This window comes from Vibrio sp. JCM 18905 (genome assembly GCF_055393305.1).
Genome location: NZ_AP043879.1, coordinates 804,197 through 829,212, shown reverse-complemented (window position 1 = coordinate 829,212; position 25,016 = coordinate 804,197). Strand labels below are relative to the sequence as shown.

Here is a 25,016-nt window from a genome sequence, read left to right as displayed (position 1 = left end):
TTTAGTATGTACGTACTTTCGGCGGGAAAGCTTCACGATGCGTTGGCGTCATGTTCACATCACGCTTAGTCATCGCTTCTGTTTCCGGGTTGTAGATAGAGTGGCATAGCCAGTTCTCATCATCACGCTCAGGGAAATCGAAACGAGCATGTGCGCCACGGCTTTCAGTACGGTAGTTCGCCGCTACGGCTGTAGAGAATGCTGTTTCCATCAAGTTGTCTAGCTCTAGACACTCAATACGTTGCGTGTTGAATTCAGAAGACTTGTCCGCTAGATGTGCATCTTTCAGACGCTCGCGAATCACTTTTAACTCTTCTAGACCCGTTGCCATTGCATCGCCTTCACGGAATACCGAGAAGCTGTTTTGCATGCAAGCTTGTAGGTCTTTACGGATTTGAACTGGATCTTCACCGCCAGTACTATTTTCCCAACGCATGGTACGCGCTAGAGATGCTTCAATATCAGATTCAGTTGCAGGACGAGCTTCCGCTTGCGCTGCGAGCGTTTCGCCAAGGTGCAAGCCAGTCGCGCGACCAAATACGACTAAGTCTAGTAATGAATTGCCGCCTAGACGGTTTGCTCCGTGTACTGATACAGAAGCAATCTCACCACATGCATATAGACCTTGTACTTCCATCTCGCTGCCGTCAGCCTTTTGCTTGATTGCTTGACCAGACACTTGAGTCGGTACACCACCCATCATGTAGTGACAGGTTGGAATTACTGGAATTGGCTCTTTCACTGGATCAACGTGCGCGAAAGTACGAGACAGCTCACAAATACCAGGCAGACGTGACTCAAGCACTTCTTTACCAAGGTGATCCAACTTCAGCTTAATGTGTGGACCCCAAGGACCATCACAACCACGGCCTTCACGAATTTCGATCATCATTGAACGTGCAACTACGTCACGACCAGCAAGGTCTTTCGCGTTAGGAGCATAGCGCTCCATGAAGCGTTCGCCATCTTTATTTAGAAGGTAACCACCTTCACCACGACAACCTTCTGTTACAAGAACACCTGCACCAGCGATACCCGTTGGGTGGAACTGCCACATTTCCATGTCTTGCATAGGTACACCCGCACGCAATGCCATACCTACACCGTCACCAGTGTTGATGTGTGCGTTAGTGGTCGACGCGTAAATACGACCTGCACCACCTGTTGCTAGAATCGTTGCTTTTGATTTGAAGTAACAGATTTCGCCTGTTTCCATACAAATCGCAGTACAGCCCATTACGGCGCCGTCTTGGTTTTTCACCAAGTCTAGTGCATACCATTCCGAGAAAATGGTGGTTTTGTGTTTCACATTTTGTTGGTAAAGCGTATGCAGAAGCGCGTGACCTGTACGGTCCGCAGCTGCTGCTGTACGTGCAGCTTGCTCACCACCAAATTCTTTTGACTGACCACCGAATGGACGTTGGTAAATGGTACCGTTATCAAAACGAGAAAATGGAAGGCCCATTTTTTCTAGTTCGATAACTGACTCAGGGCCATTCTTACACATGTATTCAATCGCGTTTTGGTCACCGATGTAATCGGAACCTTTAACGGTATCGTACATGTGCCATTGCCAATCGTCTTTGTGCGAGTTACCCAGAGCAACGGTAATACCGCCCTGTGCAGACACTGTATGAGAACGTGTTGGAAATACTTTTGACAACAAAGCACATGATAGGCCTTGTTCTGAAATTTGTAGTGCAGCGCGCATACCTGCACCACCAGCGCCGATTACTACGGCGTCAAACTCACGAACTGGAATAGACACTTACGCACCCCACAGAATAAATAGACCAGAGAAGACATAGCCGAATAGCACGGCAATAACACCAAGTTGCAGTGCGCCACGCAGTTTCGCGCACTTAATGTAATCCGTTAATACCTGCCACAAACCGACCCATGCGTGGATCAGGATCGAGACAAGTGCCAACATGGTGAATACTTTAGTGAAGGTACCACCAAAGAATTGGGTCCAAGATGCGTAAGAGATATCTGAAAATGCACAGAAGCTAATCAGATAAATCGTGTATAGCGTCATAATGATTGCAGTTGCACGAATTAGTAGGAAATCGTGTACACCATTACGACCAAATGAAGATACGTGTTTTACCATACCAAGATCCCCGCCAATAATGATAATACTGCTGTTGCACCAAACGCGACTTTAGCGCTCATCGTGCCAGAATCTAGCTCTTCAAAGTGACCTAGATCCATCAACAAGTGACGGATACCACCTGCAATGTGGTAGGCAAGTGCAGTAAGAATTCCCCACAGGATGAATTTTACGAAGAAGCTATCGACGATGTCAGCGGCTTCCATAAAACCCATTGGGGATGACAGAGAAATGGACAGTAACCACAGTAGTATACCCACCGCAACAAACGTAATTACCCCAGACACACGGTGTAGGATGGATGCGATTGCTGTGATAGGAAAGTGGATGGTCTGTAAATCTAAATTAACAGGTCTTGACTTTCTTTCTTTCACGGGCTTGCTCACTCAGCTCCATTGAGCATTTATTGTTATAACCAATTTCAGCTTCCAAACGTACAAAAGTTAACATCTATTTAACAAATATCGCGAGTAACCACCTAGATAATTGTAAACAACTTGTTAACAATCGGAGTCCAGCAACAAACCTCACTCTTTGTTTCTAGCCCCGAATTTATAAGGATTTAACTAAAATTTTCTTAGCCAATATACGGCGAGCAACATTCTAATACAATTGGTGTAACAAATTATGCTACATAGAACAGATTTTTAACGATTTTCATGAGAAAAATCATAACAAGTGCACACAAAGATGGAGAAAAATTGACTTTAAGCTTTAACAACAGTACAAAAATGGCACATAAACATCCTGGACGGATTAAATAATAAACAAAGGAGATTGTTATGGCGGATAAGAAAGCGACCCTTCATGTTGAAGGTCAAGCGCCAATCGAACTGCCAATTATGGACGGTACGCTAGGTACACCTGTAATTGACGTTCGTAAGCTGGGAGCCAATGGTTACTTTACTTTTGACCCAGGTTTTCTTGCCACTGCATCTTGTGAATCATCAATCACGTACATCGATGGCGGCAAAGGTATTCTTTTGCACCGCGGTTTCCCGATTGATCAATTAGCCAATAACGCAGATTACTTAGAAGTATGTTACATCCTTCTTTATGGTGAAGCCCCTACCCGAGAACAATACGAGCAATTCAAGACGACCGTAACGCGTCATACTATGGTCCACGAGCAAATCGCAAGCTTTTTCCATGGCTTCCGACGTGATGCTCACCCGATGGCAGTAATGTGTGGTGTAGTCGGTGCACTTGCAGCCTTCTACCACGACTCTCTTGACATCAACAACGACGAGCACCGTGAGATCGCGGCGTACCGTCTGCTATCGAAGATGCCGACACTGGCGGCAATGTGTTACAAATACTCTATCGGTCAGCCATTTATCTACCCACGCAACGATTTGAGCTACGCAGAAAACTTCCTACACATGATGTTCGCAAACCCTTGCGAAGAGTATGAAGTAAATCCTGTCGTTGCGCGTGCGATGGATAAAATCTTCACTCTACACGCGGATCACGAACAGAATGCGTCGACGTCAACTGTACGTCTAGCTGGCTCTTCTGGTGCTAACCCATTTGCATGTATTGCCGCTGGTATTGCATCACTTTGGGGACCTGCTCACGGTGGTGCAAACGAAGCGTGCTTGAGAATGCTAGAAGAGATTGGCAGCGTCGATAACATCCCTGAGTATGTAGACCGCGCGAAAGACAAAGATGACCCATTCCGCTTAATGGGCTTTGGTCACCGCGTTTATAAAAACTACGATCCACGTGCGACAGTAATGCGCGAAACGTGTCATGAAGTTCTCAAAGAGCTAAACATTCAAGACCCTCTACTAGATGTAGCAATGGAACTTGAGCGCATTGCGCTTTCTGATGAGTACTTCGTTTCTAAGAAGCTGTACCCGAACGTAGACTTCTACTCAGGTATCATTCTTAAAGCGATTGGTATTCCAGTTTCTATGTTTACGGTTATCTTCGCGATTTCTCGTACCATCGGTTGGATTGCTCACTGGAACGAAATGCACAGCGATCCACTGAACCGCATCGGTCGTCCTCGTCAGCTATACACTGGTGAGACACAGCGTGAGTTTTCTCCACTTCACGAACGTGAATGATCTTTTTAGTTAGAAGATAAACAAACAAAAGGGTTGAGATTTTGTCTCAACCCTTTTTTCTTTTCAGCGTTTCACGTTATGAATAGCGAACACTAAACCGGATTATCAATATCGATAAACTCGACATGTAGGCCGTATTCATCCGCTAGCCACTTTCCTAAAGCCTGAACACCATAACGCTCAGTAGCATGATGACCTGCAGCAAAGTAATGAATGTCCATTTCTCGCGCAGTATAGGTTGTACGCTCAGAAATTTCGCCAGAGATAAACGCATCTAATCCGTGTTGTACAGCAAGCTCAATAAAATCCTGCCCTCCACCAGTGCACCAACCGACCGTCTCAATCATCTTATCGGTATTCTCTGGCGCAATATGCAGTGGTTCTCTATCAAGAACTTGATTGATCTTGCTCGCAAACTCAGCACCAGACATCGGTTTTTTCAAGCGTCCAAACATGGCTACTGATTGAGGATGTCCTTCAAGTCCACCTTCTACTTCGATTTCAAGTAAGCGAGCTAATTCGGCGTTGTTGCCTAGCTCTGGGTGAATATCCAGAGGAAGGTGATAACCATATAAGTTGATATCGTTTTTGATCAGACTACGAATTCGTTTACCTTTCATACCACGAATTGGCTCAGGTTCACCTTTCCAAAAATAACCGTGATGAACGAGTAATGCGTCTGCATTAAGCTCAATCGCTTTATCGATTAAGGCTTGGGAGGCAGTTACGCCAGTGATAATACGCTTTACGGCTGGCGTCCCTTCTACCTGTAACCCGTTTGGTGCGTAATCTTTAATTAACTGCGGTGACAGTTTGTCATTAAGAATCTGTTCTAGCTTTAAGTTATTCATTATTACTTCCAATTTCTAGCGCATGTAAACCTAAATAACCTCTCGATGAAATCAGACCGAGAGTGTGCAACCTAGTTGATACAACAACGTTTTGACATCTGGCACCTTGATATCATTTAGGTACTTAAAGTGTATCTCGAACCCTAATATCGATGCTAGCCACCCTACCCTCAAAAGCAAATTTAGTTACAATAACAAAGCTTGTCGCCTCACCATACATATAGGGATACGGATGAACCAACTGCAACGCTTTTACCAATGGATCGCCACTTCACCTCCTCTTTTCAAGTTACGCCCTCCGTTTGCAACCTTAGAAGATGTCTCGGTCAAACCTTTGAATAGCTCAGAACAATACAATGGTAATCCGAGATTGGGTTTTTTATATCAGCACCTATGCACTGCGGCTCTTTCTAATTCAGAACGATATCAGATTATTGCCGAAGAAATTCAGTTCAACGACGCTGAAGGTAAGACCATTGGCGCTGTCGATTTGGTATTGAGGAATATAGAATCAAATCAGATAGAACATTGGGAAGTGGCGATTAAGTTTTATCTTCTTTACAACGGCATTTGGTATGGCCCGAATGCTCACGACCAGCTACATACAAAACTGAATAGAATGCTTACTCATCAGTTGAAAATGAGCGATCGCCCGGAATTTCAAAAAATAATTCCGTTAAACGACGCTCCACAAGAACGTCTATTGATGCAAGGACGACTCTATATTAATCCGTTTACTCCAGAGCCAACTCCTAGCGAGTGCTTGGGTTATGAACTAAATCCAAGTCAGATTAGTGGTTACTGGTGCTACCAGAGCCAATGGGAGTTAATCGGTAAGCCACTTTATCATTTACACAAACCATGCTGGGCGATTGGTACGGACGATTTATCTCAACCCATTGAAAAGCCTTCAGACCGATTTGTACATGCACAAACGGAGGACGGTCAATTCTGGTTTGTGGTACCGGATTCCTGGCCCGGAAACAACTCAGTTCAGGAATCTTAAAACGCAAAAGGGTTGATGCTTGCACATCAACCCTTTGTTTTCTAAATCGACTATTGAATGGTTTACAGGCCGGCAGCTGCAAACACTTGATTAACGATCTCTTGTGCTTCTGCTTCGATTTGTTTTAGGTGCTCTTCACCTTTGAAGCTTTCACAGTAAATCTTGTAGATGTCCTCTGTGCCTGATGGACGAGCAGCAAACCAGCCGTTTGCCGTCGTTACTTTTAGACCACCGATTGCAGCACCATTACCAGGCGCATGCGTGAGACGAGCCGTAATTGGATCACCCGCTAGTGTTTCAGCCGCGACCATTTCTGGTGACAACTTCTTCAGTACGTCTTTTTGAGGGCCATTCGCTACAGCTTGAATACGGTTGTATTTCGACTCACCGTGTTTCGCCGCTAGCTCTTCATAGTAGTCTTGTGGGTTCTTACCCGTTACCGCAGTGATCTCTGCCGCTAGAAGACATAACAAGATGCCGTCTTTGTCTGTTGACCAAGGCGTACCATCTTTACGAAGAAAAGATGCCCCGGCACTTTCTTCGCCACCGAAGCCGAATTTACCAGTGTACAGACCATCAACAAACCATTTAAAGCCTACTGGTACTTCACATAGCTCACGACCTAGATCCGCAACAACACGGTCAATCAGTGCACTTGATACTAGTGTTTTACCAACAGCTACATCTTTACCCCATGCGTCACGATGGCGGTATAGGTAGTCGATACAAACGGCTAAGAAGTGATTCGGGTTCATCAAACCTTTTGGCGTAACGATACCGTGACGGTCGTAGTCAGGATCGTTACCAAATGCTAGATCGTACTCATCTTTCAATGCCAATAGACCCGCCATTGCGTAAGGAGAAGAACAGTCCATACGTACAACGCCGTCTTTATCGAGAGACATGAATTGGAAAGAAGGATCGATCGATTCACTTACTAGCGTTAGGTCTAGGTTGTATGCCTGACCAATTTGACGCCAGTAATCGATGCCGCTGCCACCCAATGGATCTACACCAATCTTCAGATTTGCTTTTTGGATTGCTTCCATATCGATAACGTTCACCAGATCATCGATATAGGGTTTAACCAAGTCCATCTCCACAAACAGATCCGATGCTTTTGCTTCTGCTAGTGGTAAGCGTTTAACACCTTGTAAACCTTCGGCAATCAGTGCGTTCGCACGATCTTCGATAGCTTGAGTCAACTCAGCTTCTGCTGGACCACCGTGAGTCGGATTGTATTTGATACCGCCGTCTTGTGGTGGGTTATGAGATGGTGTAATCACAATACCGTCTGCTTTTTCATCGTGCTTGATGTTGTAAGTCAGAATTGCGTGCGAGATACCTGGTGTTGGCGTGTAGCCGTTATCCTGCTGTACGATGACTTTTACGCCATTCGCAATCAAAACTTCAATCACGCTAGAAAATGCAGGTTCAGACAAAGCATGCGTGTCTTTACCGACAAACAAAGGACCTGTGGTCCCTTGCTGGGCACGAACCTCTGCAACCGCTTGAGCAATAGCCAAAATGTGGTTTTCGTTAAATGTATGCTTATCAGCGGTACCACGGTGACCTGATGTGCCGAATTGAACCTTGTGATCGGGGTTCTTAGCATCAGGTTGAAGCAAGAAGTAATTGGCAACAAGTGCCGGAATATTATGAAGATCTTCCTGCTGCGCTTTTTGCCCAGCACGAGGGTGCATAGCCATGTTTGACATCCTTTCTTTAAATACAAATAAAATTAAAAAAGCCTCATAATATCCGCTAACTGCGACACATTATGAGGCTTCTATCAGGTTTCTTAGATTGAACCTGTTACTTTTTCTATTAAGTCAGGTTGGTACCCCATGTGTGTCATCACTTGTTCAACCATCTGTCTTTTACGACTGGTATTGTTGTTCGTGATAACCCAAAACGGTGTGCCAGGAATGGCTTTTGGCTTGGTCGTGTTGCCATTTGCCAACAAGGTTTCTTCATTATCTGCAAAGTACACGCGTTTGCGTCCCTTTACATTCGTAGCCTGCGCGAAACCTTCTGGATTTAATTTATGTAAGGTCGATAGTACTAACATAAAGCGATCAATCGCTTTTTTTAGACCGGCAAACTCATCAGAAATAAGCAGCGAACGCATTTCTTTCACTACATCAACAGATTCCGTTTTACCCGCATCTTTACTTACTACAATCCCTTGTGGCTTCTCTACTACAGGCGCGGCTTCAGCTTCCTGCAACTGACCATCAAGGTTTAAAAGGCGTCGCAAAATATCCGAGGCGCTTTCACCGATATGCTTAGTTTGGCTAGCAATGTAACGGTATAGATCCTCATCAACCTCAATTGTTTTCATTCGCTTTTCACATTCTCAATGTTTAAACTCTGGGGGATTATAACGAGATCCTCTCGGATACTCCACGTTAAACCCATCACGAATAAGATAAAATGTCAGCATTACTCAACTATAAGCAGGAAGGCCAAGGCCAAACAGTTGTTTTGATTCACGGATTGTTTGGTAGTTTAAGTAATCTGGGTCTACTAGCCCGCGATCTTATTAAAGATCACACGGTGATCAGTATTGATCTGAGAAATCACGGCCTCTCTTTTCACTCAAACATTCATAATTACGCCGACATGGCAAAAGATGTGGCACAACTTCTACAACACTTAAATGTAGATCCATCTATTATTATTGGGCATTCAATGGGTGGAAAGGTCGCGATGACACTGGTGGACATTGCTCCAGAGCACGTCAAACAGTTGGTTGTGCTCGACATGGCACCTGTCGCCTACACAGCAAACCGTCACGACAATGTGTTTAATGGTTTACACGCCGTAATTAACGAAAAGCCAGCAAGCCGTCAACAAGCGATGGATATCCTAGCTCAACATGTTGAGATCGACGGTGTAAGACAATTTCTCTCTAAGTCACTATACAAAAATGGCGATAAAATGGACTGGCGGTTTAACGTACCGAGCCTTTTTGAGAATTACGCACAAATTATCGGCTGGCAGGAAATTGCCCCAACAGACATACCCACTCTGTTTGTTAAAGGTGGTGATTCCGATTACTTAATGCCAGAGCACCAACCTGCGGTGCAAAAACAGTTCAAACAAGCAAAAGCACATATTATCGCTAATACTGGCCACTGGCTTCACGCCGAAAAACCGGCTGAAGTAATGAGAGTCATTCGGAAATACATTTCGAGTTAACAAATTCGAAAAGCAACAATAGATTATTGAAATAACCCTTCTTGTAGTGCATTAACTTTACCGTTTAACAGTGGTATAGTGCGCCCAAGATTTTTCGGCATGAAGGACTAAAATGCTTTACGACTATATGGATATGCTCGAGTCTATTGGGCTCGATCTTCTTTTTGCTGCTATCTTCTTTTTCATCGGGATGGCGATAAAAGATGTGCTAAAGCAAGGCAATGTACCTGTTTTTGGTCGTCGTATTGTGTGGTTAGTCCTTTTCCTAGGCTGTGCTGGCTTTATTGCAAAAGGTGTAATTCAGCTAACTTGGGAAGGCTCTGGGTTAGGTTAAACCCTTAGTACCATCGCCAATAACAAACAATGTAAAGGTATAGACTCTATGGCAAGTGTAGGTATCTTCTTCGGTAGCGACACAGGTAATACTGAAGCCGTTGCAAAGATGATTCAAAAGCAACTAGGTAAGCATCTAGTTCACGTTCAAGACATCGCGAAAAGCAGCAAAGAAGACATTGATAACTTCGATCTTCTTCTTCTAGGTATCCCAACTTGGTACTACGGCGAAGCACAATGTGATTGGGATGATTTCTTCCCTGAACTTGAGCAAATCGACTTCTCTACTAAGCTAGTGGCTATCTTTGGCTGTGGCGACCAAGAGGACTACGCAGAGTACTTCTGTGACGCGATGGGCACAGTACGTGATATCGTTGAGTCTAAAGGTGGCACAATTCTTGGCCATACTTCAACAGAAGGCTACGAATTTGAAGCGTCTAAAGCACTTGTTGAAGGCGACGACAGCCAATTCGTAGGTCTATGTATCGATGAAGACCGTCAACCGGAACTGACTGACGAACGTGTTGAGAACTGGGTTAAACAGATTTACGAAGAAATGTGTTTAGCTGAGCTTGAAGGCTAAATAAATCGAATTATACAAAGACCTCCGATTGGAGGTCTTTTTGTATATTTTCACAAAGCATCGGTGAGCACTTCCTCTTCGCGATACTGAGGTTTCTTTCTTACATAAAGCTTGCGTTGAACCTCTGAAACCACATTCCCCTGCTTATCTTTTACATGGGTAATAAATTCAGGAAAACACTTTTCTCCATTCCGTGTCATTTGATAAATGTTTTCTAGCATCCCTTCAGTAACTTCGAATTCTGCATATAAATCACTTTGCCCTGGCTTAATAAAGTTAATACTCGCCTCTTTATCCCACACGTAATACTCCTCGCGTAGAATCCCCATCAGCATCAACGAGTAAATGGGATCAGTTAAAGAGAAAATACTGCCACCATACTGAGTACGATTGGCGTTTTTATTCCACCAGCGAAGCTTCAAACGCACCTTCACGGTACGAAAGTCTTCAGAAATATGTAAGATTTTAATACCAGCGCCCCAAAAAGGTGGCCAAATATTGAGTGCGAATTTTACAATTCCTGGTTTGTATATCTTCGCAAGTCGCTTATTCATCGCAGTCCGTGCCCTCTCCAAGCTCAATGTTACATAATTGTAACTGGTCAGATCTGTAATATAATCGACCTGTTTCTAATTTACAAAAAGATTCTATTAACCCTTTGAAGTTCGTGGTTTAATGTTCTGAGCGCTTATCCTATAATGGTAGGAAGATTGAATTCTGTTAAATCGCTGCAGATGATCCAACGGGAAAGTATATGTCAGATAATAATCAGGCGCTGAAGGATGCGGGTTTAAAAGTAACCCTTCCAAGGCTAAAAATTCTAGAAGTACTTCAGCAGCCAGACTGCCAGCACATCAGTGCTGAAGATTTGTACAAAAAGTTGATTGATCTAGGTGAAGAGATTGGCCTAGCAACTGTTTACCGAGTTCTAAACCAATTCGATGATGCTGGTATTGTAACTCGTCACCACTTTGAAGGTGGTAAGTCAGTCTTCGAATTATCGACTCAACATCACCACGACCATCTAGTGTGCCTAGACTGTGGTGAGGTAATTGAATTTTCTGACGATCTTATTGAAGAACGTCAAAAAGAGATTGCAGCTAAGTACAATGTCACGCTAACAAACCACAGCTTATACTTGTACGGCAAGTGCAGTGATGGTGGTTGTAAAGACAATCCAGATGCACACAAACCAAAAAAATAACGGTTTGTTGATTTAAAATAAACGTCAGCTCATGCTGGCGTTTTTTGTTTCTGAGGGCGATATCTTTCAATAGCTGAATTGCCGTACCAACTTTTGTAAAGCGTCGATTAGACTTACCAATTCAAACCTTAATAAACATCATTGTTTTGCTTCCAAACCGAACATTTATCAAACGTCCCTCGTTCTTAAGCAACTCCCTACACTACCTATAACAGCCGCATTACGATAATGAGAATAAAAAAATGCCAGCATTTGCTGGCATTTTTATCGGTTTTTGCATTAATCGAGATTATTGGTTCTCAATTTTTGCCCAAGTATCACGTAGACCAACCGTGCGGTTGAATACTAGTTTATCTGCTGAAGAATCTTTCGAGTCTGCGCAGAAGTAACCCATACGCTCAAACTGGTAGCCTTTTTCTGCTTCTGCTGACGCTAAGCTAGGCTCTACAAAACCATTGATCACAACTAATGATTCAGGGTTGATTGTAGAAGCAAAGTCTTCTGCTGCACCCGGGTTTGGAACCGTAAATAGACGATCGTACAGACGGATTTCCGCTGGTAATGCTTTATCAGCTGATACCCAATGAATCACACCTTTTACTTTACGGCCATCAGCAGGGTTCTTACCTAGTGTGTCTGCATCGTAAGAACAGAAGATAGTCGTGATGTTGCCTTCGGAATCTTTTTCAACGCGCTCTGCTTTGATCACGTAAGCACCACGTAAGCGAACTTCTTTACCTAGCACTAAACGCTTGTACTTTTTGTTCGCCTCTTCACGGAAGTCTTCACGCTCAATCCACAACTCACGAGTGAATGGTACTTCACGCACACCCATCTCTGGTTTGTTTGGGTGATTAGCGACCGTCAAGTTTTCTACTGCACCTTCTTCAAAGTTTTCGATAACAACTTTAACAGGATCCAACACAGCCATTGCACGCGGAGCGTTCTCGTTTAGGTCATCACGAATACAAGATTCTAGTGAGCTAAACTCGATCATATTTTCTTGCTTCGTTACACCAATACGCTTACAGAACTCACGGATAGATGCTGGCGTGAAGCCTCGACGACGCAGACCTGAGACTGTTGGCATACGTGGGTCATCCCAACCGTTAACCAGTTTTTCAGTGACGAGTTGATTAAGCTTACGTTTAGACATCACTGTGTACTCAAGGTTTAAGCGACTGAACTCGTATTGATGCGGACGGCTTTCGATCGTGATGTTGTCCAGAACCCAGTCGTACAGACGACGGTTATCCATAAACTCAAGCGTACAGATAGAATGCGTAATGCCTTCTAATGCATCAGAGATACAGTGCGTGAAGTCGTACATTGGGTAAATGCACCACTTATCACCAGTTTGGTGGTGGGTAGCAAAACGCACACGGTATAAAACTGGATCGCGCATAACCATGAATGAAGAACCCATGTCAATCTTGGCACGAAGACACGCTTTACCTTCTTCAAATTCACCAGCGCGCATTTTTTCAAATAACGCTAAGTTCTCTTCAACAGAACGGTCACGGTATGGGCTTGGTTTACCTGGCGCCTTTAGCGTGCCACGGTATTCACGAATCTGCTCTGGACTTAGCTCATCTACGTACGCTAAGCCTTTGTTAATCAATTCAATTGCATATTCGTAAAGCTTATCGAAGTAGTTTGATGAGTAACATACTTCACCACTCCACTCAAAGCCCAACCAGTTTACATCTTTCTTGATAGACTCAACGTATTCGATGTCTTCTTTTTCAGGGTTCGTATCGTCGAAACGTAGATTACATTGACCCTGGTAGTCCTGAGCAATACCGAAGTTCAAACAGATAGACTTAGCATGACCGATATGCAGGTAGCCATTTGGCTCCGGCGGGAATCGAGTATGCACGCTAGTGTGTTTACCATCCGCTAGATCTTTATCAATGATCTGGCGAATAAAGTTTGATGGACGAGCATCAGCTTCACTCATCTATAGCACCTCAAAAATATTAGTATTGTCAGAGAAAACGGAACTCTGCATCCAAGTATGGTTTTGCAGAGTACATTGTTTCTAATGATCCACAATTCTAAGCAATTAGACAACAAGAACTCGCGCTAAAACGACAATATTTATCGAGTTAGTGCGAAAGCACAGCAGATTCAAAGTGCCAAAACAAAAAAAGACCTCCCGAGGGAGGCCTTAGTCAGATATCAGTTCGATGTAATTAAGGCAGTTTTACATTCGATAGGTCTTCATTAGCACCGATTGCTTTCATTTCGCCAGCAACGATTTCAGCTAGAGGACCAAGGATAACTTGAAGGTTGTTTTCACCAAGTTTAACCACACCTTTCGCACCCAATTTCTTCAGTACTTCCTCATCAGCGACTGAACGATCTTTTAGCGTCAAGCGTAGTCGAGTGATACATGCGTCGATTGAAGTTAGGTTATCATGACCGCCAAGTGCTTTTAAGTATTGGCGAGCTAGGTCACCACTTTTCTTCTCACCAGCAGGCGCAGCTGCTTCGCTGTCGTCATCTTCACGACCAGGCGATTTCAAGTTGAATGCGCGGATTGCGAAGCTGAATGTGAAGAAGTATAGAGCACCAAAGCCAAGACCAACTGCACCAAGTAGTAGCGGTTTAGTTGCTAGACCGTAGTTCAACAAGTAGTCAATTAGACCAGCTGAAAATGTGAAGCCGTGTAGCGTACCAAGCATGTTAGCAACAACAAGCGACAGACCAGTGAACACTGCGTGAATCGCGTATAGTGCAGGCGCTAGGAATACGAACATGAACTCTAGAGGCTCTGTGATACCAGTTAGGAATGAACAGAATGCAACAGAGAACAATGCACCACCAACTTGGCTACGTTTCTCAGCAGGAGCCGCTAGGTACATTGCAAGCGCCGCACCAGGTAGGCCGAACATCATTACTGGGAAGAAACCGTTCATGAACACACCAGCGCTCTTATCGCCGCCGAAGAAACGGTGTAGGTCACCAGATTTAACTGTTTCAGTTACTTCCTTCACTGTTGCAGTGATTTCAGGAGTGACAGAGTTAGCGAATTCAAATGTATGAGTTTGACCAGCCACAAGCGTTTTCGCTAGCGCAGGATCAACACACAGTTGTTGTAGAGCAGGAAGCGCTTGACCCGCAGCATTTGCACCAGTTACTAGCACTTCTTGACAAGACCCCATACCAAACCAGAAGAATGAGTTAAGTACGTGGTGTAGACCTACAGGAATAAGGGCTCGGTTCAGTGTACCGTAGATAAACTGACCAATAGCGCCAGAAGTTGAGATGCCATGAGCAAGCGCATCTAGACCACCTTGAATTGTTGGCCATACAATGCCACCAACTGCACCAGCAACTAAAGCGAATAGACCTGCCATAATCGGCACTAAACGTTTACCAGAGAAGAAAGCAAGCCACTCAGGAAGACGTGTAGCATGGAAAGCGTTGTAAGAGTGGCCAGCAATAATACCTGCGATGATACCACCAAAGAACGACATGTTTACTGATGCATCAATTGTTGACGCTGTCGCTGTCAGTACAAAGTACGCAACTGCACCAGCAAGGCCAGCTGCACCTTGACCGTCTTTAGATAGACCGATCGCAATACCAAGGCCAAATAACAATGGAAGGTTAGAAAAGATTGAGTTACCTGCTTGTGCCATAAATGCGATGTCAAAAACATCCGGCTGGCCCAAGCGCAGTAACAAGCCTGCGATTGGCAAAGTCGCAATAGGAAGCATAAGAGCTTTACCTAACTTCTGCGCGTATCCGAGAATATTCACCTTAAGTTCCCCCTATAGGATTAGATGTTATGTTGAATGACTTATTTCAGTCGTCCAATTTAGTCATCCTCAGTTTATGACATTAATTTTGCTCCGCAAATTAAAAGCTCACCGTTTGTGATCATAATCACCACAATTTGCCCTTTCGGAAGGTTTTTGCTAGCGAGATCATAAAACTTATTTTATTATACGAAAAAATGGCGTTTTAAAGATAATATTCTCGCACTTTATGCAAGGCAGAATCAGTGTTATTTTGGTATCTAGGCGGGTAAATCACTGTAACTTTGCTCTGAAAAAGAATCATAAAAAACCATACAATTATTACTTTTCAGTTAGTTACTATGACAATAACATCGATAAAACGCGACTTGCTGTATGTGACTCGTTATCTAATTCAGTGATACAAACTAAGTACCCATATGACTAAAGCAGTCTCCACTTAGGTAACGATATAGAAATTGAATTCTCATCTATAAGGACTAGCTGACTATGTACGCGCTAAGTAACTGTAAAATTTATACCGGTAGTGATGTTCTTACCGATCATGCGGTCATCATCGAAAACGACCTTATTCAATCTATTGTGCCGGTTGCAGAGCTACCTCAGGGCATCGAAGTGAAAGACCTCGCAGGCGCAAACCTAAGTCCGGGCTTTATCGACCTGCAACTGAATGGCTGTGGCGGTGTAATGCTAAACGATGCAATCACACCGGAAACCATGCAAATCATGCACGAAGCAAACCTCAAGTCCGGCTGTACTAGCTTCTTACCAACGCTCATTACTTCATCAGACGAAGATATGCGAACTGCAATTTCTGCCGCTCGTGAATATCATAACCAATATCAAAACCAATCACTTGGTCTACACCTAGAAGGCCCTTATCTTAACGTCGCGAAAAAAGGTATCCACAACGTCGATTTTATTCGCCCGTCAGATGAAAGCATGATTGATCTTATCTGCGCAAACGCCGATATCATCGCTAAAGTAACGCTTGCACCAGAGCAAAACGATCCAGAGCATATTGCACGATTAAAAGCAGCCGGCATCGTAGTTTCTATTGGTCATACAAATGCGACCTACGCCGAAGCGCGTAAAGGCTTTGAAGCAGGTATTACTTTTGCCACACACCTATTTAATGCGATGACACCAATGGTTGGTCGTGAACCTGGAGTTGTTGGTGCAATTTATGATACGCCTGACGTTTATGCTGGCATTATTGCTGATGGTTTCCACGTAGACTACGCAAACATCCGAATTGCTCATAAAATCAAAGGTGAAAAGCTTGTTTTGGTGACGGATGCCACAGCTCCAGCAGGTGCTAACATTGATCACTTTATTTTTGTCGGTAAGAAAGTATATTACCGAGATGGTAAGTGTGTTGATGAAAACGGCACACTAGGCGGCTCAGCTTTGACAATGATAGAAGCAGTTCAGAATTCAGTTGAGCACGCGGGGATCGCTTTAGACGAAGCTCTACGAATGGCCACGTTATACCCAGCAACTGCAATTGGTGTTGAGGATCGCCTTGGCCGAGTTCGAAAAGGGATGGTTGCAAACCTGACCATTTTCGATCGTGACTTCAAAGTAAAAGCGACGGTTGTTAACGGACAATACGAGCAAAATTAAGCATGAATGGCGGACAGATTGGTAATGTAGATTTAGTAAAACAGCTTAACAGCGCTGCGGTATATAGGCTGATTGATCAGCAAGGTCCTATCTCCCGTATTCAAGTCGCAGATGTGAGCCAGCTCGCACCTGCTAGTGTTACCAAAATAACCCGCCAACTTTTAGAGCGCGGCCTTATTAAAGAGGTCGCCCAGCAAGCTTCAACTGGTGGTCGTCGTGCAATCTCTCTGACCACCGAAGTCAAACCCTTCCACTCTATTGCGGTTCGTTTAGGTCGAGATTACGTACAATTTTGTTTGTACGATTTAGGTGGCACTGCACTTGCGGAAGATCAGCACGAACTGCATTACACCAACCAAGCTGACTTGATCGCTGGGCTTATCGATTTACTTAAAGACTTCGTAAACCGTTGCGAAGACAAAATTGATCAGCTCATCGCAATTGGTATTACGCTACCGGGCCTTGTTAACCCAACAACAGGCGTAGTTGAGTACATGCCGAATACCGATATCGATAATCTAGCGTTGGGTGAAATTGTTGGAGAGAAGTTTAATACCGCATGCTTTGTTGGGAATGACGTACGTGGCATGGCGTTAGCGGAGCACTACTTTGGGGCAAGCCAAGACTGTCAGGACTCCATTTTAGTTAGCGTTCACCGCGGTACTGGCGCAGGTATTATCGTTAACGGCCAGGTTTTTCTTGGCTTTAACCGCAACGTCGGTGAAATTGGTCATATTCAAATCGATCCGCTTGGTGAACAGTGCCAATGTGGGAACTTTGGTTGCTTAGAAACCGTAGCAGCGAACCCTGCCATTATCCAACGAGTAAAACAACTGATTGCTCAAGGCTATGAGTCAAGCTTGACTGACCTTGAAAACATCACGATTGAAGCAGTGTGTCAGCATGCAATGGATGGTGACGAACTTGCAAAGCAGAGTTTAGTGCGAGTGGGTAACCAGTTAGGTAAAGCGATTGCAATTACCGTTAACTTGTTTAACCCTCAGAAAATTGTCATTGCGGGCGACATTACTGCTGCACAAGACATAGTCTTCCCTGCAATTCAACGTAATGTCGAAAATCAATCTCTCAAAACTTTCCATAACGACCTTCCTATCGTGGCTTCACACATTGATAAGCAGCCAACGATGGGCGCATTTGCGATGATTAAACGCGCAATGCTAAACGGAGTTTTGTTACAAAAGTTACTTGAAGACTAAGTTTATACAACTAATTGAGTTACAATCTCGGGCTGTGTTTTCACAGCCCGTTTTTGTATATCAGGAATACAGCTCAACAGTATGGAAATTATTCTAATTACAACAGCTTTTTTAGCTGGCTTTATTGCGCTTAAATGTAGCCTCCCTCCCCTCGTTGGTTTTCTACTGGCAGGATTTGGTTTGCATGCATTTGGCTATCAAAGCAATGACGTTATCGTCACTCTTGCAGATCTTGGTGTCACTCTTCTTCTATTCACGATCGGACTCAAGCTTGATGTCAAAACGCTACTGTCCAAAGAAATATGGGGAGGAGCGACCGCCCACAACATACTGTCTACCGCTTTTTTTGCACTAGCGCTATCAGGTTTAAAACTACTGGGCTTAACTTCGCTCGCCAGTATGGATAGCGGTCAAATCCTACTTTTAGCTTTTGCACTATCGTTCTCCAGTACCGTTTTTGCCGTAAAAGCATTGCAAGAAAAAGGGGAAATGAACGCGACCTACGGCACACTCGCGATCGGTATCTTGGTTATGCAAGATATTTTTGCCGTGGTATTCCTGACTGCTTCAACCGGCAAAGTCCCAGAATGGTATGCCATTGGTTTGTTCGCATTGCCTTTCCTTCGTCCACTATTCTATAAACTGTTAGATAAAGTTGGCCACGGCGAAATGCTGGTGCTGTTCGGTATTTTCTTCGCGCTTGTTGTTGGGGCAGGGCTATTCGAACTGGTCGGAATGAAACCAGACTTGGGCGCGCTGATTTTAGGCATGCTACTCGCTGGCCACCCTAAAGCTTCAGAGCTATCCAAATCGCTATTCAATATGAAGGAGCTGTTCTTAGTCTGCTTCTTTTTAAACATTGGCTTGTCCGCTTCATTGAGCGTCAATGGCGTCGTACTCGCCCTACTATTTATCTTACTGCTGCCAATAAAAGGGCTCTTGTACTTCGTCACGATTAATCACTTTAAGTTTCGAGTACGTACCTCTTTGCTCGCCTCTTTATCGCTGTTCAACTACAGTGAGTTTGGCCTTATAGTCGCAGGGTTGGCCTATAAAATGGGCTGGATGCCAAGCGATATGCTCGCTGCGATTGCGGTTGCGGTGTCTGTGTCCTTTATTATTTCTGCGCCACTTAACCGCCTTAGCCACAAAATTTATCAACACTCCGGCAAGTGGCTGCAAGAGACAGCCGCAGAAAAGCTTAACCAGCGTGACCAACTCATTAACCCTGGGCATGCCCAGGTATTGATCTTAGGCATGGGGCGCATCGGGACTGGGGCCTATGATGAATTACGTGCGCGCTATGGCAAAATTTCACTAGGCATAGAAATTCGTGAAGATGCAGCACATCAGCACCGTTCAGAGGGAAGAAACGTGATCGCTGGCGATGCCACAGACCCAGATTTTTGGGAACGAATTTTAGATACAGGTCATGTCAAACTGGTGCTGCTTGCCATGCCTCATCATCAAGGTAACCAAACCGCACTTGAGCAGCTTAAACGCAGAAAATATAAAGGGCAAATAGCTGCTATCGCCGAGTACCCAGATCAGTTGGAAGGTTTGCTGGACAGCGGAGTTGACGCCGCATTCAATATATACAGTGAAGCAGGTAGCGGTTTTGCTCGACATGTGTGTAAACAACTTGAACCTCAGTTCACACCAATAAAATAAGCAACCATACTAATATTTTTTAAAAGCCTTTCTATCAATAGAAAGGCTTTTTTGTATGGTTTTCATACCAAACCTTGATTCCATTCACCAAATGAGCCATTAAATTAAATAATATTTACACAACAAGGCTTTTTATCATTTTTATAATCACAAAACGTTGCTTTTTTTACTAGTAATGGCAAATTGAAGCCATACCGATTAGAAATTATTTAGTTTAGTAAGGATGTAGTATGTGTTCAGTATTTGGCATTTTAGACATTAAAAGCGATGCAGCCGCATTGCGCCCTATCGCATTAGAAATGTCGAAAAAACTTCGTCATCGTGGCCCTGACTGGTCTGGGATTTACTCTTCAGAGCGCGCTATTTTAGCGCATGAGCGCTTGGCGATTGTTGGTCTAAATAGTGGTGCACAACCGCTATACAGCCCTGATAAAAAGCTCATCCTTGCAGTCAATGGTGAAATCTACAACCATAAAGAAATTCGTGCTCGTTACGAAGGAAAATACGAGTTTCAAACCGATTCAGACTGTGAAGTCATTCTTGCACTGTACCAAGATATGGGTGCAGATCTCCTTGAAGAACTAAACGGTATTTTCGCTTTTGTTCTGTACGATGAAGAAAAAGACGAATACTTAGTCGGTCGCGACCACATTGGCATTATCCCTCTTTATCAAGGTCATGATGAGCATGGCAACTACTATGTTGCATCAGAGATGAAGGCACTTGTTCCAGTATGTAAAACAGTGAGCGAGTTCCCTCCTGGTAGCTACTACAGTTCAAAAGATGCCGAGCCAACGCGTTACTATGTTCGTGACTGGAACGAATACGCTGCCGTTCAAGGTAACACCACCAGCAAAGAAGAACTGACTGAAGCACTAGAAGCAGCGGTTAAACGCCAACTAATGACGGATGTTCCATATGGTGTTTTACTATCAGGTGGTTTAGATTCATCCATCACCTCTGCTGTGGCTAAACGTTTTGCTGCAATGCGAATTGAAGACGATGAAAAGTCAGAAGCTTGGTGGCCACAACTGCACTCTTTTGCTGTTGGTCTAGAAGGCGCGCCTGACCTGAAAGCCGCTCGCGAAGTTGCCGACCAAATCGGTACCGTTCACCATGAAATGACTTATACAATTCAAGAAGGTCTCGACGCGATTCGCGACGTGATTTACCACATCGAAACGTACGATGTGACCACCATCCGCGCATCCACGCCTATGTTCTTAATGGGTCGCAAGATCAAAGCGATGGGCATTAAGATGGTACTTTCTGGTGAAGGTGCAGATGAGATCTTTGGTGGTTACCTATATTTCCACAAAGCACCAAACGCGAAAGAGTTCCACGAAGAAACAGTACGTAAGCTGCTTGCTCTGAACATGTTTGACTGCGCGCGCGCAAACAAATCGCTAGCGGCATGGGGGGTTGAAGGCCGAGTACCGTTCCTTGATAAAGAGTTTATTGATGTTGCAATGCGCCTAAACCCAGCAGATAAGATGTGTGGCAACGGCAAAATGGAAAAACACATTCTACGCGAGTGTTTTGAGCATTACTTGCCAGAGTCGATCGCATGGCGTCAAAAAGAGCAGTTCTCTGATGGCGTAGGTTACAGCTGGATTGATACGTTGAAAGAAGTCGCAGAGCAAAAAGTGACGGATCAGCAGATGGAAACGGCTCAATACCGCTTCCCATACAACACGCCAACCACCAAAGAAGGTTACGTGTACCGAGAAATCTTTGAAGAGCTATTCCCACTACCTTCAGCGGCTGAGTGTGTGCCAGGTGGTCCTTCAGTAGCTTGTTCATCAGCGAAAGCGATTGAATGGGATGAGTCATTCCAAAACTGTGTAGACCCGTCAGGTCGTGCGGTGCAAACCGTCCATAACGACGCTTACTAAGCGACTAAGTAGGGTGTCATGCCCTACTCCTAATCGGTAACCATCGTTGTTTTGCTAAGCTCGCTAAACAGCGTCCCACTGCTGGTGATTACCAGCAAGATTAAAAAAGAGGTGCCAAAGCACCTCTTTTTTTGTTTGTACACATTAGCTATTTCAAGTCTAAATCGCTGTTATCAATACTGACAGGCACTCGTTTAGTGATCATCTGCACTAACATGATTGAGCGTTTCTCACCATCTTGCTCTTGGAAGATAGCATCTATACCTGCAAACTGACCGCTCTTAACTCGGATTTGATCACCTGGTTTTGGCATACACTCAGAAGCGGTATTTTCATTACAGCATTTTTCTAGCTGCATCAATTCAAAGACTAAGTCACCTTGGACTTCTTTCGGTTGAGCACCAAAACGCACAAAATCAACAACCCCTCGAGTGGAGCGGACTGAGGTGAAGTTAGGTCCCTGTTCATAATCAAAGTACGCAAACACATAACAAGGAAACAGCGGCTCTTCGACTTTTTGTCTTTTCCCGCGCAAAATCTTCTCAACTTCTACAGTTGGATAAAAGCACTCTACACCTTGGTTTTCAAGGTGCTGTTTCGCCCTAACCTGCTCCCCACGTTTACAATAAAGTAGATACCAACGTTTCATCTTTTTTACTAGCCAATTCTATTTTGTTTTTATCCTAGCATTAAGCCAAAGTTGAGTCATTGACATTCAGTTTATCTATAAAAGTATGATTATACATCGCTCGCATTAACGGTATTTTTTCAAGAACTTACGAGAAGAAGTCCATAGACAAAAATGGAAATTAAGTTTGTAACACAGCCAACACACCATCATATCATCTGCAAATACACTCAAAAACAGTCACTTAACAAACAACTTTAGTCGTAATGCAAAATTTTATTGTTTGTCACTCATTAAATTGCAATGTATACGTAGAAGTCGTTAAAAAATGTAATAACTATTATTAGAAGAGCTTATGTCAAACCAACATCAATATTTCGGCCATCCTCGTGGCTTGTTCTTATTGTTCGGTACTGAACTGTGGGAACGCTTTTCTTACTACGCAATGCGCGCCATTCTAGTACTTTACCTTACAGATACAACGATGAATGGCGGCCTTGGCTGGTCAACCAAAGACGCACTAGACCTATACGGTATTTATACTGGTCTTGTGTATATCACACCTCTTATCGGTGGTTACTTAGCGGATAACTATTTAGGTCAACGCCGTTCAATTTTGCTTGGTGGCGCGTTAATGGCTATCGGCCAGTTTACACTCGCACTTCCTGCTGACGCTCTGGGTATTGGTTCGCTACACAGTTTCTATTTAGGTCTTGGTCTGCTTATCACTGGTAACGGCCTCTTTAAGCCGAATATCTCAACCATGGTTGGCGATTTATATAAAGAAGGTGACAACCGTCGTGACGGCGCATTCACTATCTTTTATATGGGTATCAACTTAGGTGCGTTACTTGCCGGCGTCGTTTCTGGCTCTGTGACAACCTCTTACGGTTGGAAAGCCGGTTTTGTGGCCGCAGGTGTAGGTATGATTATTAGCTTAGTGATGCAAATGGTGCTAGCTCAGTCTTGGCTTGGTGACATCGGTCGCGAGCCCGCAGCAAAACGAGATCTAAGCAACAAAAACTCCACCACGAAGCAACCCCTAACGAAAGAAGAAGTAAACCGACTAAAAGTAATTTTGGTCATGAGCTTATTCACTATCGTCTTCTGGGCTGGCTTTGAGCAGGCCGGTGGCCTAATGAACATCTACACTCAACAATATACTGATCGTATGATTGGTGGTTTTGAAGTACCTGCTGCGTGGTTCCAATCGCTAAACCCATTTTTCATTATTACCCTAGCACCAGTTCTGGCGGTCCTTTGGGTAAAACTGGGGAAACGCGAACCTACGTCACCAGTGAAATTTGCGATGGCACTATTTTTCTTGGCAATTGGCTTCCTATGTATGGTTGGCGCTGTGCTAGAACAAGGTGGAGACACAACGGTAAAAACATCAATGTTGTGGCTGGTGGGTGCTTTCTTCTTCCACACCTTGGGCGAGCTGTGTTTATCTCCAATTGGTCTTTCACTGGTAACCAAGTTAGCACCGCTTCGCTTAGCTTCACTCATGATGGGTGCATGGTTTGGCTGTAATGCGATTGCAAACTACGTTGCGGGCTATGTGGGGTCTCACGTAGGAGAATTGGGCGCAATGGCTATCTTTAGTGGCATTGCCGTCAGCGCTACCGTGAGTGGTGTAATCCTACTTCTATTCTCGAATACGCTCGTTCGCTGGATGCATGGTGCAGAGAATACTCACAGCACAGCAGAACAAGTCGAAGAGCAGCAAGTACAAGTCGCTTAATCGCTCTACAAAAAAGGGTCGCTTTTGCGACCCTTTTTTGTACCTAAAGCTTAGAGTGAACTAACTCAGCCATCATTTCTATATGAAGCTCACTATCGTTCAAACAAGGAATGTAGGTAAAGTTTTCACCACCTGCTTCAAGGAAAATCTCTTTACACTCTTCCGAGATCTCTTCCAACGTTTCTAAACAATCCGAAGAGAATGCTGGTGTCACTACATTGATATTTTTTACCCCTTTTGCAGGAAGTGCCTCTAGGGTTTTATCGGTATAGGGCTGTAACCACTCTTCTCGGCCAAATCGAGACTGATACGTCATACCTATCTGTTGCTCGTTTAACCCTAACGCTTCAGCGAGTAAGCGAGTCGTCTCTTCACAGTGCTGAGGGTAAACATCTCCATTATCAGCGTAACGTTTTGGAATACCGTGATAAGAACATAGCAAGTAGTCTCCCTTACCATACTCTTGCCAATGTTCACGAACTGAATGCGCTAACGCTTCAATGTATTTCGGGTGATTGTAGTAATCCCGAATAAAGCTAAAGCCCGGCATCACGGGCAGGTTTTTAAACGCTTTAGTTATTCCGTCAGAAACCGCTGCCGTTGTTGTGCCCGAGTATTGCGGATACAAAGGTAAAACGATGACTTCCTCTACCCCTTTAGCCAACAGCGCTTCAAAACCTGATTGCAAACTTGGATTTCCATAAGTCATGCCAAGTTCGACTGGCATATCAAGCTTTTGAGCCAACTTTTCTGTTTGACGCTTAGAGTACACCATCAGTGGCGAGCCCTCTTCCATCCAAACTGATTGGTAGAGTTTAGCAACCTTGGGAGCTCGGATTGGAAGGATAACGCCGTGCAATAGCGGACACCAAAGCCATCGAGTCATGTCTACCACTCGGTGATCATGAAGAAACTGACTTAAAAAGCGCTTTACGGCAGGAGCGGTTGGTGCGTCAGGAGTACCCAGGTTCACTAGGAGTACACCCTGTTTATTATTCTCTTTCATAACATCCTATTCATGGTAAACGGCTTGGTTCATATACTTAAATAGCCTCACGGCGCTGCATCGCTGACACTTGAAGTCATTTAGATATATGTTTAC

Annotated in this window: 22 protein-coding genes; 11 read left to right on the top strand and 11 right to left on the bottom strand. The window is 44.2% G+C overall.

The annotated features are described in order from the left end of the window. Position 1 precedes the first annotated feature (1 nt). The 3 genes from sdhA to sdhC are packed head-to-tail and all read right to left on the bottom strand — an operon-like array spanning position 2 to position 2,499. Complete coding sequence (sdhA, locus tag ACZ5ZC_RS12105; RefSeq protein WP_005393016.1) at positions 2–1,768, bottom strand: succinate dehydrogenase flavoprotein subunit; 1,767 nt, start codon at positions 1,766–1,768, stop codon at positions 2–4. After that, positions 1,769–2,113 carry a succinate dehydrogenase, hydrophobic membrane anchor protein gene (gene sdhD / locus ACZ5ZC_RS12100; protein ID WP_005382169.1) on the bottom strand — a complete coding sequence of 115 codons (345 nt, stop codon included), beginning with the start codon at positions 2,111–2,113 and terminating at the stop codon, positions 1,769–1,771. Beyond that, positions 2,107–2,499 (bottom strand): succinate dehydrogenase cytochrome b556 subunit, encoded by a 393-nt coding sequence (sdhC, locus tag ACZ5ZC_RS12095; protein ID WP_017634811.1) that lies wholly within the window; start codon positions 2,497–2,499, stop codon positions 2,107–2,109. The genes sdhD and sdhC overlap by 7 nt, the downstream gene beginning before the upstream one ends. 396 nt (positions 2,500–2,895) lie before the next feature. On the opposite strand from sdhC, the gene ACZ5ZC_RS12090 reads away from it, so the two are divergent. Then, positions 2,896–4,185: a citrate synthase gene (locus ACZ5ZC_RS12090; RefSeq protein WP_005382163.1), complete on the top strand. Its 1,290-nt coding sequence runs from the start codon at positions 2,896–2,898 to the stop codon at positions 4,183–4,185. A gap of 92 nt (positions 4,186–4,277) precedes the next feature. Here the strand turns inward: ACZ5ZC_RS12090 and ACZ5ZC_RS12085 are convergent, their stop codons facing one another. After that, a complete protein-coding gene (locus tag ACZ5ZC_RS12085) occupies positions 4,278–5,036 on the bottom strand; it encodes a Nif3-like dinuclear metal center hexameric protein (RefSeq protein WP_005393019.1) in 759 nt (252 codons plus the stop codon). A gap of 232 nt (positions 5,037–5,268) precedes the next feature. On the opposite strand from ACZ5ZC_RS12085, the gene ACZ5ZC_RS12080 reads away from it, so the two are divergent. After that, positions 5,269–6,042: a DUF1853 family protein gene (locus tag ACZ5ZC_RS12080; protein ID WP_054867846.1), complete on the top strand. Its 774-nt coding sequence runs from the start codon at positions 5,269–5,271 to the stop codon at positions 6,040–6,042. Positions 6,043–6,104: 62 nt separating this feature from the next. Here the strand turns inward: ACZ5ZC_RS12080 and pgm are convergent, their stop codons facing one another. Beyond that, entirely contained in the window at positions 6,105–7,751 is a 1,647-nt protein-coding gene (gene pgm / locus ACZ5ZC_RS12075; RefSeq protein ID WP_256964992.1) for a phosphoglucomutase (alpha-D-glucose-1,6-bisphosphate-dependent), read from the bottom strand. A 92-nt stretch (positions 7,752–7,843) separates the two neighbouring features. Next, positions 7,844–8,386 (bottom strand): replication initiation negative regulator SeqA, encoded by a 543-nt coding sequence (gene seqA / locus ACZ5ZC_RS12070; protein WP_005393026.1) that lies wholly within the window; start codon positions 8,384–8,386, stop codon positions 7,844–7,846. A 92-nt stretch (positions 8,387–8,478) separates the two neighbouring features. Here seqA and ACZ5ZC_RS12065 point away from each other — a divergent pair, with 92 nt between their 5' ends. The 3 genes from ACZ5ZC_RS12065 to fldA all read left to right on the top strand — a co-directional run bounded on the left by ACZ5ZC_RS12065 (position 8,479) and on the right by fldA (position 10,162). Beyond that, positions 8,479–9,246, top strand: coding sequence for an alpha/beta fold hydrolase (locus tag ACZ5ZC_RS12065; RefSeq protein WP_464931939.1), 768 nt, complete (start codon positions 8,479–8,481; stop codon positions 9,244–9,246). Between the two features lie 112 nt (positions 9,247–9,358). Beyond that, positions 9,359–9,580: a DUF2788 domain-containing protein gene (locus ACZ5ZC_RS12060; protein WP_005393038.1), complete on the top strand. Its 222-nt coding sequence runs from the start codon at positions 9,359–9,361 to the stop codon at positions 9,578–9,580. Positions 9,581–9,628: 48 nt separating this feature from the next. After that, positions 9,629–10,162 carry a flavodoxin FldA gene (gene fldA / locus ACZ5ZC_RS12055; protein ID WP_005393040.1) on the top strand — a complete coding sequence of 178 codons (534 nt, stop codon included), beginning with the start codon at positions 9,629–9,631 and terminating at the stop codon, positions 10,160–10,162. A gap of 50 nt (positions 10,163–10,212) precedes the next feature. Here fldA and ACZ5ZC_RS12050 read toward each other — a convergent pair whose 3' ends face one another. Continuing rightward, positions 10,213–10,716 carry a DUF4442 domain-containing protein gene (locus tag ACZ5ZC_RS12050; protein WP_047009532.1) on the bottom strand — a complete coding sequence of 168 codons (504 nt, stop codon included), beginning with the start codon at positions 10,714–10,716 and terminating at the stop codon, positions 10,213–10,215. Positions 10,717–10,916: 200 nt separating this feature from the next. Between ACZ5ZC_RS12050 and fcrX the strand changes: the two genes are divergently transcribed. Beyond that, the gene (gene fcrX, locus ACZ5ZC_RS12045; protein WP_005382141.1) at positions 10,917–11,366 is read left to right on the top strand and encodes a ferric iron uptake transcriptional regulator FcrX; all 450 of its coding nucleotides are present in this window, start codon (positions 10,917–10,919) and stop codon (positions 11,364–11,366) included. A gap of 289 nt (positions 11,367–11,655) precedes the next feature. Here the strand turns inward: fcrX and glnS are convergent, their stop codons facing one another. Then, a complete protein-coding gene (gene glnS / locus ACZ5ZC_RS12040) occupies positions 11,656–13,326 on the bottom strand; it encodes a glutamine--tRNA ligase (RefSeq protein WP_085343423.1) in 1,671 nt (556 codons plus the stop codon). A gap of 235 nt (positions 13,327–13,561) precedes the next feature. Further along, positions 13,562–15,133 carry an N-acetylglucosamine-specific PTS transporter subunit IIBC gene (nagE, locus tag ACZ5ZC_RS12035; RefSeq protein WP_006742711.1) on the bottom strand — a complete coding sequence of 524 codons (1,572 nt, stop codon included), beginning with the start codon at positions 15,131–15,133 and terminating at the stop codon, positions 13,562–13,564. 489 nt (positions 15,134–15,622) lie between these two features. Here nagE and nagA point away from each other — a divergent pair, with 489 nt between their 5' ends. From nagA to asnB, 4 genes are all read left to right on the top strand, one after another. Continuing rightward, a complete protein-coding gene (nagA, locus tag ACZ5ZC_RS12030; protein ID WP_047009534.1) occupies positions 15,623–16,759 on the top strand; it encodes an N-acetylglucosamine-6-phosphate deacetylase in 1,137 nt (378 codons plus the stop codon). 2 nt (positions 16,760–16,761) lie between these two features. After that, positions 16,762–17,976 (top strand): DNA-binding transcriptional regulator NagC, encoded by a 1,215-nt coding sequence (gene nagC, locus ACZ5ZC_RS12025; RefSeq protein ID WP_006742713.1) that lies wholly within the window; start codon positions 16,762–16,764, stop codon positions 17,974–17,976. An 81-nt stretch (positions 17,977–18,057) separates the two neighbouring features. After that, positions 18,058–19,647, top strand: coding sequence for a cation:proton antiporter family protein (locus ACZ5ZC_RS12020; protein ID WP_104971389.1), 1,590 nt, complete (start codon positions 18,058–18,060; stop codon positions 19,645–19,647). Positions 19,648–19,877: 230 nt separating this feature from the next. Continuing rightward, positions 19,878–21,542 (top strand): asparagine synthase B, encoded by a 1,665-nt coding sequence (gene asnB, locus ACZ5ZC_RS12015; protein ID WP_005393054.1) that lies wholly within the window; start codon positions 19,878–19,880, stop codon positions 21,540–21,542. 148 nt (positions 21,543–21,690) lie between these two features. Here the strand turns inward: asnB and rfaH are convergent, their stop codons facing one another. Beyond that, complete coding sequence (gene rfaH, locus ACZ5ZC_RS12010; RefSeq protein ID WP_005393056.1) at positions 21,691–22,191, bottom strand: transcription/translation regulatory transformer protein RfaH; 501 nt, start codon at positions 22,189–22,191, stop codon at positions 21,691–21,693. A 334-nt stretch (positions 22,192–22,525) separates the two neighbouring features. Here rfaH and ACZ5ZC_RS12005 point away from each other — a divergent pair, with 334 nt between their 5' ends. Continuing rightward, a complete protein-coding gene (locus ACZ5ZC_RS12005; protein ID WP_005393058.1) occupies positions 22,526–23,914 on the top strand; it encodes a peptide MFS transporter in 1,389 nt (462 codons plus the stop codon). Between the two features lie 43 nt (positions 23,915–23,957). Here the strand turns inward: ACZ5ZC_RS12005 and hemH are convergent, their stop codons facing one another. Beyond that, positions 23,958–24,920 carry a ferrochelatase gene (gene hemH, locus ACZ5ZC_RS12000; RefSeq protein ID WP_104974378.1) on the bottom strand — a complete coding sequence of 321 codons (963 nt, stop codon included), beginning with the start codon at positions 24,918–24,920 and terminating at the stop codon, positions 23,958–23,960. Positions 24,921–25,016 lie beyond the last annotated feature (96 nt).

Bases quoted from the DNA above. Each gene is read 5' to 3' on its own strand.
- ACZ5ZC_RS12060 (WP_005393038.1), top strand. From the start codon at position 9,359: ATGCTTTACGACTATATGGATATGCTCGAGTCTATTGGGCTCGATCTT.
- hemH (WP_104974378.1), bottom strand. From the start codon at position 24,920: ATGAAAGAGAATAATAAACAGGGTGTACTCCTAGTGAACCTGGGTACT.
- ACZ5ZC_RS12085 (WP_005393019.1), bottom strand. From the start codon at position 5,036: ATGAATAACTTAAAGCTAGAACAGATTCTTAATGACAAACTGTCACCG.
- sdhD (WP_005382169.1), bottom strand. From the start codon at position 2,113: ATGGTAAAACACGTATCTTCATTTGGTCGTAATGGTGTACACGATTTC.
- ACZ5ZC_RS12090 (WP_005382163.1), top strand. From the start codon at position 2,896: ATGGCGGATAAGAAAGCGACCCTTCATGTTGAAGGTCAAGCGCCAATC.
- asnB (WP_005393054.1), top strand. From the start codon at position 19,878: ATGTGTTCAGTATTTGGCATTTTAGACATTAAAAGCGATGCAGCCGCA.
- ACZ5ZC_RS12005 (WP_005393058.1), top strand. From the start codon at position 22,526: ATGTCAAACCAACATCAATATTTCGGCCATCCTCGTGGCTTGTTCTTA.
- nagC (WP_006742713.1), top strand. From the start codon at position 16,762: ATGAATGGCGGACAGATTGGTAATGTAGATTTAGTAAAACAGCTTAAC.
- ACZ5ZC_RS12065 (WP_464931939.1), top strand. From the start codon at position 8,479: ATGTCAGCATTACTCAACTATAAGCAGGAAGGCCAAGGCCAAACAGTT.
- ACZ5ZC_RS12020 (WP_104971389.1), top strand. From the start codon at position 18,058: ATGGAAATTATTCTAATTACAACAGCTTTTTTAGCTGGCTTTATTGCG.
- seqA (WP_005393026.1), bottom strand. From the start codon at position 8,386: ATGAAAACAATTGAGGTTGATGAGGATCTATACCGTTACATTGCTAGC.
- fldA (WP_005393040.1), top strand. From the start codon at position 9,629: ATGGCAAGTGTAGGTATCTTCTTCGGTAGCGACACAGGTAATACTGAA.
- ACZ5ZC_RS12080 (WP_054867846.1), top strand. From the start codon at position 5,269: ATGAACCAACTGCAACGCTTTTACCAATGGATCGCCACTTCACCTCCT.
- ACZ5ZC_RS12050 (WP_047009532.1), bottom strand. From the start codon at position 10,716: ATGAATAAGCGACTTGCGAAGATATACAAACCAGGAATTGTAAAATTC.
- glnS (WP_085343423.1), bottom strand. From the start codon at position 13,326: ATGAGTGAAGCTGATGCTCGTCCATCAAACTTTATTCGCCAGATCATT.
- pgm (WP_256964992.1), bottom strand. From the start codon at position 7,751: ATGGCTATGCACCCTCGTGCTGGGCAAAAAGCGCAGCAGGAAGATCTT.
- fcrX (WP_005382141.1), top strand. From the start codon at position 10,917: ATGTCAGATAATAATCAGGCGCTGAAGGATGCGGGTTTAAAAGTAACC.
- rfaH (WP_005393056.1), bottom strand. From the start codon at position 22,191: ATGAAACGTTGGTATCTACTTTATTGTAAACGTGGGGAGCAGGTTAGG.
- nagA (WP_047009534.1), top strand. From the start codon at position 15,623: ATGTACGCGCTAAGTAACTGTAAAATTTATACCGGTAGTGATGTTCTT.